Below are 11,780 nucleotides of genomic sequence, written 5' to 3'. Positions count from 1 at the left end.
GTTGGAAACGCGGGCCTTCGGGCCCGCGTCTTGCGTTTCAGCCGTGCTCGGCGAGGCTGTCCCGCGGCGCCTCGGCGCGGTCGTCCATGCCGTAGTCGCGCAGCACCTGGCAGACCTTGAGCCGGTAGCCCGCGAAGATTCCCTCGCGCCCGGCCTTCTGCGCGCCGCGATGCGCGGCGAGGGTCCGCCAGCGCTGCACCGCCGCCTCGTCCTCGAAGAAGCTGATCGAGAGCAGCTTGTCGGGGTTGGTGAGGCTCTGGAAGCGCTCGACCGAGAGGAAGCCCTCGACCTCCTCGACCATCGGGCGCATGGCGGCGGCGATGTCGAGGTAGTCCTGCTTGCGGCCCTCCGCGGGGACGACCTCGAAGATGATGGCGATCATGGCAAAACTCCTTGTTGCGCGGCAGGTTGCGCAGCGGGCGCGGCGCTTGGCAAGCCCGTTCCGGCGCCGCGCGCCTGCCGGGCCGCCCCGCCCGCGGAGGCGCCGCGCCGCGTATTTGGAAAGAGAAGAAGGGCAGGGCCCCTGCTTCTTCTCTTCAAAAGTACGCATGGCGCGACCGTGCTGGCAGCGCGGCGGCGGGGCGGGGCCGAGTCGGCGCCGAGGGCCCCTGTGTTTTGACCGTTGAATCAGGCGGCTGTCCCGGATAAAGGGCGATCTTTCGCCGCAACGTTGAGAAAACCCCTCTGCGATGCTATCTTTAAAGGGCCCGGCGCCGGGGTCACATTCGGCGCGTGCAATCAAGGAGGACAATGTCCTGTCACTTACTGCCGATGCGGCCGGCGCCGCAGATGCGGGGATGCCCATGACGGGGCTCACCCACACCGGGGTCACGAGCGAGGATGTCCTTGCTGCGGTCCTCAAGTCTCTCGACGACAACAAGGCGGAAGAAACCGTGCAGATCGACCTGCGCGGCAAGACCTCCGTCTGCGATCATATGGTGATCTGCTCGGGACGTTCCTCGCGGCAGGTGGCCTCGATCGCGCAGAAGCTCGCCGAGGATCTGAAACACGAGCTGGGCATTCCCTCGAAGACCGAGGGCGAGGAGACCGGCGACTGGGTGCTGATCGACGCGGGCGACGTGATCGTCCACGTGTTCCGCCCGGAAGTGCGCGAGTTCTACCAGCTCGAGAAGATGTGGATGCCGCTGGGCAAGGTGACCCAGAGCGCGACCTGACTAGGGAGCGCTCATGCGCGTGCATCTCTGCGTCGTGGGCCGGCTGCGGTCTGGCCCCGAGCGCGACCTGATTGACGATTATCTCAAGCGCTTCGACCGGACAGGTCGGGCGCTGGGGCTGGGTCCGGTGACGGTGACCGAGGTCGAGGACCGCAAGGGCGGCGGCATGGCCGCCGAGGCCGCGCTGCTGCGCAAGGCGATTCCCGCGGGGGCCCGGCTCTGCATCCTCGACGAGCGCGGCCGGGTGACGAGCTCGCCGGATTTCGCGCGCCAGCTTGGCGATCTGCGCGACGGCGGGCTGGGGGACCTGGCCTTCGTGATCGGCGGCGCGGATGGAATCGATCCCGGCCTGCGCGCCGAGGCGGACCTTGCACTTTCCTTCGGACAGATGGTCTGGCCGCACATGCTGGTGCGGGTCATGCTCTCGGAGCAGCTCTACCGCGCCGCGTCAATTCTTTCGGGCAGTCCCTACCACCGGGTCTGACTTTACGTATCGGCAGTTTCTTGCCGGTCGGGCGACTCGCCTACGGCGGGAATCCGCGCGAATGCAAACCCCGCGTTGCAAAGCCCGAAATCCCTGATTTAGCTGCACTTATCGCACCGTCGCGCAGCTGTGAAGACGAGCGAGGTTGACTGCCCCATTACTGTCCCTGCCGGCTCCCCCGCCGGTCCCGGGCAGATCAACGGCCCCGGAGTTTCCCCGAACTCCGGGGCCTTTCCATGTCCGGCGGCCGTCAGGCGGCCGGCGCGCCGAGCACGTAGACGTAGAAGAGCAGGAAAAGCCCGAGGATCACCCGGTAGATCACGTAGGGGGTGAAGCTCACCGAGCGCAGCAGGCGCATCATCAGCGTCAGCGCGAGCAGTGCCGAGACGAAGGCGAATCCGGCGGCGATGGCGCCGTCCCTGGCGGCCTGCGCGTCGGCGCTGCCGATCACCTCGGCGCCGAGCAGGATGCCCGAGGCGAGGATGGTCGGGATCGACATGAGCATCGAGATCTTTGCCGCGTCATGGCGCCTGTAGCCCATCTGCCGCGCGCCGGTGATGGTGATGCCCGAGCGCGAGGTGCCGGGAATCAGCGCCACCGCCTGCCAGAGGCCGAGCTTGATCGCGTCGGGCAGGTTCCAGTCGGCCTCGGTCTTCTCCTGCGGGCCCTTCTGGTCGGCCCACCAGAGCACGATGCCGAAGACCAGCATGGTCCAGCCGATCACCGCGGGCGAGCGCATCATGTCCGAAAGGCCGGTGAGGTTGAGGATGAGCCCGACGAGGATCACCGGCACCGTGGCGACGGCGAGCAGGAAGGCGAGCCTGGAGCCGGGGGTGTCGATCCGGCCGGTCAGCATGCGCGGGATGCCGGCGATGCCGTCGCGCACGTCCGACCAGAAGTAGAGCACGACCGCGAAGAGCGTGCCGACGTGCACCGCCACGTCGATCACCTGGCCCTGGTCCTGCATGCCGGTCAGGCTGGGCAGGAGAATCAGGTGACCTGATGAGGAAATCGGCAGAAACTCGGTGATACCCTGGATGAGAGCGAGAATAATCAGTTGAGACAGGGGCATTTATGCTGGTCTCCGGTATAATGGCCCCTCTCGCTATAGGCCCTTGGTTTTCAGGGGGAAAGCGCGAAATTGGTCCGGTTTCGGACCTATTTTTTGATCAACTTGAGGGTCGCGCGCGGCTTCCGGCCGAATTTTTCTCAATATAGGTCAGCATGTGTGACTTTTATTCGGTTTCGACTTTAAGTAAGGAGACGCGACCGATTGATTTGCTTGGAGACAAGGCATCATGGCAAAGCAACCCATGCTGAAATTCGTGAAGATCGAGCGCGACATGCCCGAGAAGCGGGAGGCGAGTGTACGCAGCCACGACTTCGACGAAATTTATGCTGAGTTTGCAAAGGCCAAGGCCGAGGAGCAGGCGAGCCGCTGCAGCCAGTGCGGCGTGCCCTACTGCCAGTCCCATTGCCCGCTGCACAACAACATCCCCGACTGGCTGAACCTCACCGCGACCGGCCGTCTGCAGGAAGCCTACGAGATCAGCCAGGCGACCAACACCTTCCCTGAGATCTGCGGCCGCATCTGCCCGCAGGACCGTCTGTGCGAGGGCAACTGCGTGATCGAGCAGTCCGGTCACGGCACTGTGACCATCGGCTCTGTCGAAAAATACATCACCGACACCGCCTGGGAGCAGGGCTGGGTGAAGCCCGCCGCCCCGGTGGTCGAGCGCGCCGAGAGCGCCGGCATCATCGGCGCGGGCCCGGGCGGGCTTGCCGCGGCCGACATGCTGCGCCGCGCCGGCGTGCAGGTTGTCGTCTATGACCGCTACGACCGTGGCGGCGGGTTGCTGACCTACGGCATCCCGGGCTTCAAGCTCGAGAAGGACGTGGTGATGCGCCGCATCAAGCAGCTCGAGGACGGCGGCGTGCGCTTCGTCTTCAACTGCAACGTCGGCCAGGACATCTCCTTCGACGAGATCCGCGACAAGCATGACGCGGTGATCATCGCCACCGGCGTCTACAAGTCGCGCGACCTGCGCGGCCCGGGCGCCGATGCCAAGGGCATCGTCAAGGCGATCGACTACCTCACCGCCTCGAACCGCACCGCCAACTTCGGCGACAGCGTGCCCGAGTACGAGAGCGGCGAGCTCAACGCCAAGGGCAAGCGCGTCGTGGTCATCGGCGGCGGCGACACCGCCATGGACTGCCTGCGCACCGCGATCCGCCAGGGCGCCGAGAGCGTGAAGTGCCTCTATCGCCGCGACCGCGCCAACATGCCCGGCTCGCAGCGCGAGACCGCGAACGCCGAGGAAGAGGGCGTGCAGTTCGAGTGGCTGACCGCGCCGAAGGGCTTCAAGGGCGACGCGGCGGTCGAGGCCGTCATCGTCCAGAAGATGCGCCTCGGCCTGCCCGACTCCACCGGCCGCCAGTCGCCCGAGCTGATCGACGGCTCGGACTACGACGAGCCCGCCGACCTGGTGATCAAGGCGCTCGGCTTCGAGCCCGAGGAGCTGCAGACGCTCTGGGGCGCGCCGGAGCTGGAAGTCACCCGCTGGGGCACGGTGAAGGCCGAGTTCACCTCGGGCCGGACCGCGCTGCCGGGCGTCTATGCCGTGGGCGACATCGTGCGCGGTGCGTCGCTGGTGGTCTGGGCGATCCGCGACGGCCGCGACTGCGCCGAGCACGTGCTGAAGGACCTCGACAAGCTGGCGGCGATCGCCGCCGAGTGAGCCCGGCAGATATCATGCACATCCCATGCACAGGATATGCGCATGGGGCGTGCATCCCCCGAAACAAGGCCCCGAGGGCAGGTCAGCAGCGCTGACCCTCGCCGAGAAAGGAGCGGTGCATGACGCAGAAGACCGGACAATGCCTTTGCGGCGCGGTGCGCTTCACCGTGACCGGGTTCGGCAGTTTCGGCGTGTGCCACTGCGAGCAGTGCCGCCGCTGGGCGGGATCGGCGCTTTTCGCGGTGAACGTCGACGAGGCGGCGATGCAGATCGAGGGGGCCGAGGCGATCCGCAGCTTCCGCAGCTCGAGCTGGGCCTCGCGCCACTTCTGCGGCACCTGCGGCTCGGTGCTCTGGTACCGCTACGACAAGGGCGTCGACGGGGCAGGGGGCTACGAGGTCTGCCTCGGGCTTCTGGATGACGGCAACGGGTTCGAGATGAAGAGCGAGATCTTCTCGGACGAGAAGCCGGACAGCTGGGGGCTCACCGGGGACCACCCGAAATACACCCGCGCCGAGACGCTGAAGAAGTTCGGCGCGGACGTCAGCGGCGCCTGAGCCGCAGGACAGACCAAGCGGCGCCCGAGCCGCGAACCTTATTCCGGCGCGACCCTGCGCCATCTCATTCGGCGCGACCTGCGCGCCAGCCACGTATCCCGGCCGCGCAAGCGGCCCTCCATGGAGGTGCATAGCCATGACCACTTTCGACGCCAACTGGGTTGCCGCAGAGGAAGCCAAGCGCAAGTGGATGGAGGAGAACGGCCTGTTCCGCGAAGAGCATGAGCACTCTTCCTGCGGCGTCGGCCTCGTCGTCTCCATCGACGGGAGACCGTCGCGCAGGGTTGTCGAGGCAGGCATCACCGCGCTGAAGGCGATCTGGCACCGCGGTGCCGTGGACGCCGACGGCAAGACCGGCGACGGCGCGGGCATCCATGTGCAGATCCCCGTCTCGTTCTTCTACGACCAGATCGAGCGCACCGGCCACGCGCCGCGCAAGGACGAGCTGATGGCCGTCGGCCAGGTCTTCCTGCCGCGCACCGACTTCGCCGCGCAGGAGACCTGCCGGACCATCGTCGAGACCGAGGTGCTGCGCCTTGGCTATTACATCTACGGCTGGCGCCACGTGCCGGTCAGCGTCGACTGCCTTGGCGAGAAGGCCAACGCGACCCGTCCCGAGATCGAGCAGATCCTCATCTCGAACGCCAAGGGCGTCGATGAAGAGACCTTCGAGCGCGAGCTCTACGTCATCCGCCGCCGGATCGAGAAGGCCGCGGCTGCCGCGGGCGTGGGCGGGCTCTACATCGCCTCGCTGTCCTGCCGGTCGATCATCTACAAGGGCATGATGCTGGCCGAGCAGGTCGCCGTGTTCTACCCGGACCTGCAGGACGAGCGCTTCGAGTCCGCCTTCGCGATCTACCACCAGCGCTATTCGACCAACACCTTCCCGCAGTGGTGGCTCGCGCAGCCCTTCCGGATGCTTGCCCACAACGGCGAGATCAACACCATCAAGGGCAACACCAACTGGATGAAGTCGCACGAGATCCGCATGGCCTCGGCGACCTTCGGAGAGATGGCCGAGGACATCAAGCCGATCATCGCGCAGGGGGCGTCGGACTCCGCCGCGCTCGACGCGGTGTTCGAGGTGCTGGTCCGCGCCGGGCGCAACGCGCCGATGGCCAAGACCATGCTGATCCCCGAGGCCTGGTCGAAGCAGGCGGTGGAGCTGCCGCAGGCCTGGCTCGACATGTATTCCTACGTGAACTCGGTGATGGAGCCCTGGGACGGCCCGGCGGCGCTGGCGATGACCGACGGTCGCTGGGTCTGCGGCGGCCTCGACCGCAACGGCCTGCGCCCGATGCGCTACGTCGTCACCGGCGACGGGCTGCTGATCGCCGGGTCCGAGGCGGGCATGGTGCCGGTCGACGAGTCGACCGTCCGCGAGAAGGGCGCGCTTGGCCCGGGCCAGCTCATTGCCGTCGACATGGAAGAGGGCAAGCTCTACCGCGACACCGAGATCAAGGACCGTCTGGCGGCCTCGCAGCCCTTCGGCGAATGGGTCGGCAAGATCACCGAGCTTGACGAGAGCCTCGCCAAGGTCACCGAGAAGCCGCTCTTCTCGGGTGCGGAGCTGCGCAAGCGCCAGATCGCCGCGGGCTACAGCATCGAGGAGCTCGAGCAGTCGCTCTCGGCCATGGCCGAGGACGGCAAGGAAATGCTCGCCTCGATGGGCGACGACACGCCGTCTGCCGTTCTGTCCAAGAAGTACCGGCCGCTGAGCCACTTCTTCCGCCAGAACTTCAGCCAGGTGACCAACCCGCCGATCGACTCGCTGCGCGAGTATCGCGTGATGTCGCTGAAGACCCGCTTCGGCAACCTCAAGAACGTGCTCGACGAGAGCTCGGCGCAGACCGAGATCCTCGTGCTGGACACGCCCTTCGTCGCCAACGCGCAGTTCGAGGAGCTGACCAAGCACTTCGCCGTCGGCCTCGTCGAGATCGACTGCACCTTCCCCGCCGATGCCGGCGAGGGCGCGCTGCGTGACGGGCTCGCCCGCATCCGGGCCGAGGCCGAGGATGCCGTGCGCTCGGGCGGCGGCCACATCGTGCTGACCGATCATCACCAGGGCGAGGGCAAGGTCGCCATGCCGATGATCCTCGCCACCTCGGCGGTGCACAGCTGGCTGACCAAGAAGGGCCTGCGGACGTTCTGCTCGCTGGGCGTGCGCTCGGCGGAATGCATCGACCCGCATTACTTCGCGGTGCTGGTCGGCTGCGGCGCGACCATCGTGAACCCCTACCTCGCCGAGGACAGCATCGCCGACCGCATCGCGCGCGGCCTGATCGACGGCAGCCTGACCGAGGCCGTGGCGCGCTACCGCGAGGCCATCGACCAGGGCCTGCTGAAGATCATGTCCAAGATGGGCATCTCGGTGATCTCGTCCTATCGCGGCGGTCTCAACTTCGAGGCCGTGGGCCTGTCGCGCGCCATGTGCGCCGAGTATTTCCCCGGCATGCTGTCGCGGATCTCGGGCATCGGCGTGCACGGCATCCAGCAGAAGGCGGAAGAGGTCCACGCGCTCGGCTTCAAGGGGGGCCGCGACGTGCTGCCGATCGGCGGCTTCTACAAGGCCCGCAAGTCCGGCGAGACCCATGCCTGGGGCGCGCAGAACATGCACCTGCTGCAGGCGGCCTGCAACAAGGCCAGCTACGAGCTGTGGAAGACCTATTCCAAGGCGATGCGGGCCAACCCGCCGATCCACCTGCGCGACCTGCTGGACATCAAGCCGCTGGGCGATGCCGTGCCGCTGGAGGAGGTGGAATCCATCACCTCGATCCGCAAGCGTTTCGTGACGCCGGGCATGTCGCTGGGGGCACTCTCGCCCGAGGCGCACAAGACGCTGAACGTCGCGATGAACCGCATCGGCGCCAAGTCGGACAGCGGTGAGGGCGGCGAGGATCCGGCGCACTTCGTGCCCGAGCCGAACGGCGACAACCCGTCTGCGAAGATCAAGCAGGTGGCATCCGGCCGCTTCGGCGTCACCGCCGAGTACCTGAACCACTGCGAGGAGCTCGAGATCAAGGTCGCGCAGGGCGCCAAGCCCGGCGAGGGTGGCCAGCTGCCCGGCATGAAGGTGACCAAGCTGATCGCCCGTCTGCGCCATTCGACCGAGGGCGTGACGCTGATCTCGCCGCCGCCGCACCACGACATCTACTCGATCGAGGACCTCGCGCAGCTGATCTACGATCTCAAGCAGATCAACCCGCGCTGCAAGGTGACGGTGAAGCTGGTGGCCTCGTCGGGCGTCGGCACCATCGCCGCGGGCGTCGCCAAGGCGAAGGCCGACATCATCCTGATCTCGGGCCACAACGGCGGCACCGGCGCCTCGCCGGCGACCTCGATCAAATACGCGGGCCTGCCGTGGGAGATGGGCCTCACCGAGGCGCACCAGGTGCTGGCGATGAACAAGCTGCGCGACCGGGTGACGCTGCGCACCGATGGCGGGCTGCGCACCGGGCGTGACATCGTCATGGCCGCGATGCTCGGCGCCGAGGAGTTCGGCATCGGCACCGCCGCGCTGATCGCCATGGGCTGCATCATGGTCCGCCAGTGCCAGTCGAACACCTGCCCGGTGGGCGTCTGCACGCAGGACGAGAGCCTGCGCGCCAAGTTCACCGGCAACGCCGAGAAGGTGGTGAACCTGATCACCTTCTACGCCACCGAGGTGCGCGAGATCCTCGCCTCGATCGGCGCGCGCTCGCTGAACGACGTGATCGGCCGTGCCGACCTCCTGAGCCAGGTCAGCCGGGGTGCCGAGCATCTCGATGACCTCGACCTCAACCCGCTGCTGATCCGCGTGGATGGGGCCGACGACATCGTCTACAACCGTTCCAAGGACCGGAACGTGGTGCCCGACACGCTCGACGCCGAGATCGTGCGCGACGGCAGCCGCTTCCTGCAGGACGGCGAGAAGATGCAGCTCTCCTACGCGGTGCAGAACACGCACCGGACCGTGGGCACGCGCACCTCGAGCCACATCGTCAGCAAGTTCGGCATGCGCAACGCGCTGCAGCCCGACCACCTGCACGTGAAGCTCACCGGCTCCGCCGGCCAGTCGCTGGGCGCCTTCGCGGCCCCGGGGCTCAAGCTGGAAGTGTCGGGCGATGCCAACGACTACGTGGGCAAGGGCCTGTCGGGCGGCACCATCGTCGTGCGTCCGCCGATGAACTCGCCGCTGACCGCGTCCGAGAACACCATCATCGGCAACACCGTGCTCTACGGCGCGACCGACGGCTACCTCTTTGCCGCGGGCAAGGCGGGCGAGCGCTTCGCGGTGCGGAACTCCGGCGCCAAGGTGGTGGTCGAGGGCTGCGGCTCGAACGGCTGCGAGTACATGACCGGCGGCGTCGCGGTGATCCTCGGCCCGATCGGCGCCAACTTCGGCGCGGGCATGACCGGCGGCATGGCCTATCTCTACGATCCGGAAGGGCTGACCCCCGACCTGATGAACATGGAGAGCCTGGTGACCTGCGCGGTGGGTGAAGCGCATTGGGAGGCCGAGCTGAAGGGCCTCGTCGAGCGCCACGCGACCGAGACCGGCAGCCGCAAGGCGCTGGACATCCTGCAGAACTGGGAGTCCGAGAAGGCCCGCTTCGTGCAGGTCTGCCCGAGCGAGATGCTGAACAAGCTGCCGCATCCGCTGGGCATCGAGGCCGACCTCGCGGTGCCGGCGGAGTGATCCGCCAGCCCTGAGCGAAACGTGAACGCGCCCGGACGAATGTCCGGGCGTTTTCCGTTACGCCGCGCGCGCAGGGTGCTTTCCCGCGCCCCCGCTCCCGTGTAAATCTGTCGCATGGCGCGAGCAGCAAAGACCACCAAGGGCACATCGAAGACCGCCGCAAGGGGCGCAGGCAGGACGGGACGGCGGCGGAAGCCGCTGCGCGGCCTCGCGGCGCGCGCGGTGCAGGCGGCGCTGGCGCTGGCGCTGCTGCTCTGCCTCGCTGTCATCGCCTACCGCTTCGTGAACCCGCCCGGCAGCCTCTACATGTGGAGCGAGGGGCGCAGGCTCGGCGCCCCGGTGGACTACGAATGGGTCGATGCCGAGGACGTGGCGCCGGTGGCGCTGCGCGCGCTGGTCGCCGCCGAGGATGCGAACTTCTGCACCCACTGGGGCTTCGACATGCGGGCGATCCGCGCGGCGATCGCCGAGGGCGGCAACCGCGGCGCCTCGACGATCAGCCAGCAGGTGGTGAAGAACGCCTTCCTCTGGCAGGGGCGCAGCTGGCCGCGCAAGGCGCTCGAGGCGGCGCTGACCCCGCTGATGGAGGCGCTCTGGCCGAAGCGGCGCATCCTCGAGGTCTATATGAACATCGCCGAGTTCGACGAGGGCGTCTTCGGCATCAAGGCGGCCTCGGAGCATTACTTCGGCGTCGCGCCCTCGGAGCTCAGCTCGACGCAGGCGGCGCGGCTCGCCGCCATCCTGCCCGATCCCAAGAGCCGCTCGGCCTCGAAGCCGTCGAATTTCGTGCAGCGCCGCGCCGGGCAGATCCGCGACGGCGCCGCCACCATCGCCCGCGACGGCCGCGCGCGCTGCTTCGAGTAGCGCCCGGCGCCGCCTGGCGTTGGCGCGCCGCGGTTGTCATCCCGCGGCGGCGCCGCCATACTTCCCGCATTGGTTGAAGACGTTCCGCCGGCCCGCGCGCCGGTGCCCCCTGCATTTGACAGAAGAAGAGATTGATATGCCCCGCATGCTCCCCCCTCTCAAACCGCTCGTCGCCGCCACGCTGGCCGCCGGTCTCGGCCTTGCCGGCATCGCCGACGCCTGCACCCGGCTGGTCTACCACGGCGCCGCCGATCAGATCGTCACCGCCCGCTCGATGGACTGGCGCAGCGACATCGGCACCAATCTCTGGGTCTTCCCGCGCGGCATGGAGCGCAACGGCGAGGCCGGGCCGAACGCGATCACCTGGACCTCGAAATACGGCAGCGTCATCGCCTCGGCCTATGACATCGCCACCACCGACGGGATGAACGAGGCGGGGCTGGTGGCGAACCTGCTCTGGCTGGTGGAATCCGAGTATCCCGCCTTCGACGGCAGCCAGACCGGGCTCAGCATCGCCGCCTGGACGCAATACGTGCTCGACAATTTCGCCACCGTCGCCGAGGCGGTGGCCGTGCTCGAGACCGAGCCCTTCACCCTCGTCACCGACACCGTGCCCGGCGAGGACCGGCTGGCGACGCTGCACCTGTCGATCTCGGACAGCAGCGGCGACAGCGCCATCATCGAGTATATCGGCGGCCGGCAGGTGATCCACCACAGCCGCGACTACCAGGTGATGACCAACTCGCCGATCTTCGAGCAGCAGCTGGCGCTGGAAAGCTACTGGCGGCAGATCGGCGGCACGGTGATGCTGCCCGGCACCAACCGCGCCTCGGACCGCTTCGCGCGCGCCTCCTTCTACGTGAACGCCATCCCCAAGACCGAAGACCCGGTCGAGACCCTCGCCAGCGTCTTCGGGGTGATCCGCAACGCCTCGGTGCCCTACGGCATCACCACGCCGGACGAGCCCAACATCTCCTCGACGCGCTGGCGCACCGTCGCCGACCACAAGCGGCTGCGCTACTTCTTCGAATCCGCGCTGACCCCGAACACCTTCTGGGTCGACCTCGCGCGGTTCGACCTCGCGCCCGGCACCGGCAAGGTGCTGCGCCTCGACCTCGGCCCGCAGCAGAGCCACACCTACTCGGGCCTCGCCAACGACAGCTTCTCCGAGACCGAGCCCTTCCGCTTCCTCGGCCTCTGACCGCGGCGGCGCGCCCTTCTTCTCTTTCGAATTACGCCGGGGGAGCGCGCCGCGCAGCGGCGCCGCGGGGGCGGAGCCCCCCT

Annotated in this window: 9 protein-coding genes; 7 read left to right on the top strand and 2 right to left on the bottom strand. The window is 67.8% G+C overall.

Annotation, left to right across the window (positions count from 1 at the left end; all coding sequences use genetic code 11):
- Positions 1–37 precede the first annotated feature (37 nt).
- A complete protein-coding gene (locus PVT71_RS18000; protein ID WP_353475445.1) occupies positions 38–382 on the bottom strand; it encodes an antibiotic biosynthesis monooxygenase in 345 nt (114 codons plus the stop codon).
- A gap of 421 nt (positions 383–803) precedes the next feature.
- Here PVT71_RS18000 and rsfS point away from each other — a divergent pair, with 421 nt between their 5' ends.
- Together rsfS and rlmH are read left to right on the top strand one after the other, a co-directional pair.
- The gene (gene rsfS / locus PVT71_RS17995) at positions 804–1,175 is read left to right on the top strand and encodes a ribosome silencing factor (protein ID WP_353475444.1); all 372 of its coding nucleotides are present in this window, start codon (positions 804–806) and stop codon (positions 1,173–1,175) included.
- A 13-nt stretch (positions 1,176–1,188) separates the two neighbouring features.
- Complete coding sequence (gene rlmH / locus PVT71_RS17990; RefSeq protein WP_353475443.1) at positions 1,189–1,659, top strand: 23S rRNA (pseudouridine(1915)-N(3))-methyltransferase RlmH; 471 nt, start codon at positions 1,189–1,191, stop codon at positions 1,657–1,659.
- A 250-nt stretch (positions 1,660–1,909) separates the two neighbouring features.
- Here rlmH and PVT71_RS17985 read toward each other — a convergent pair whose 3' ends face one another.
- A complete protein-coding gene (locus PVT71_RS17985) occupies positions 1,910–2,731 on the bottom strand; it encodes an undecaprenyl-diphosphate phosphatase (protein WP_353475442.1) in 822 nt (273 codons plus the stop codon).
- A gap of 226 nt (positions 2,732–2,957) precedes the next feature.
- On the opposite strand from PVT71_RS17985, the gene PVT71_RS17980 reads away from it, so the two are divergent.
- From PVT71_RS17980 to PVT71_RS17960, 5 genes are all read left to right on the top strand, one after another.
- Positions 2,958–4,397, top strand: coding sequence for an NAD(P)-dependent oxidoreductase (locus tag PVT71_RS17980; RefSeq protein ID WP_353475441.1), 1,440 nt, complete (start codon positions 2,958–2,960; stop codon positions 4,395–4,397).
- Positions 4,398–4,516: 119 nt separating this feature from the next.
- Positions 4,517–4,954 (top strand): GFA family protein, encoded by a 438-nt coding sequence (locus PVT71_RS17975; protein WP_353475440.1) that lies wholly within the window; start codon positions 4,517–4,519, stop codon positions 4,952–4,954.
- Between the two features lie 136 nt (positions 4,955–5,090).
- The gene (gltB, locus tag PVT71_RS17970; RefSeq protein ID WP_353475439.1) at positions 5,091–9,632 is read left to right on the top strand and encodes a glutamate synthase large subunit; all 4,542 of its coding nucleotides are present in this window, start codon (positions 5,091–5,093) and stop codon (positions 9,630–9,632) included.
- A 114-nt stretch (positions 9,633–9,746) separates the two neighbouring features.
- Positions 9,747–10,496 carry a monofunctional biosynthetic peptidoglycan transglycosylase gene (gene mtgA / locus PVT71_RS17965; protein WP_353475438.1) on the top strand — a complete coding sequence of 250 codons (750 nt, stop codon included), beginning with the start codon at positions 9,747–9,749 and terminating at the stop codon, positions 10,494–10,496.
- Positions 10,497–10,632: 136 nt separating this feature from the next.
- Positions 10,633–11,697: a linear amide C-N hydrolase gene (locus tag PVT71_RS17960; protein WP_353475437.1), complete on the top strand. Its 1,065-nt coding sequence runs from the start codon at positions 10,633–10,635 to the stop codon at positions 11,695–11,697.
- Positions 11,698–11,780: the final 83 nt, after the last annotated feature.

Origin of the sequence: Salipiger sp. H15 (genome assembly GCF_040409955.1) — a bacterium.
In the GTDB taxonomy this organism is placed as follows: Bacteria; Pseudomonadota; Alphaproteobacteria; order Rhodobacterales; family Rhodobacteraceae; genus Salipiger.
Note: the sequence above shows the minus strand (reverse complement) of the source record. Positions and strands in the feature narration are given on the sequence as shown.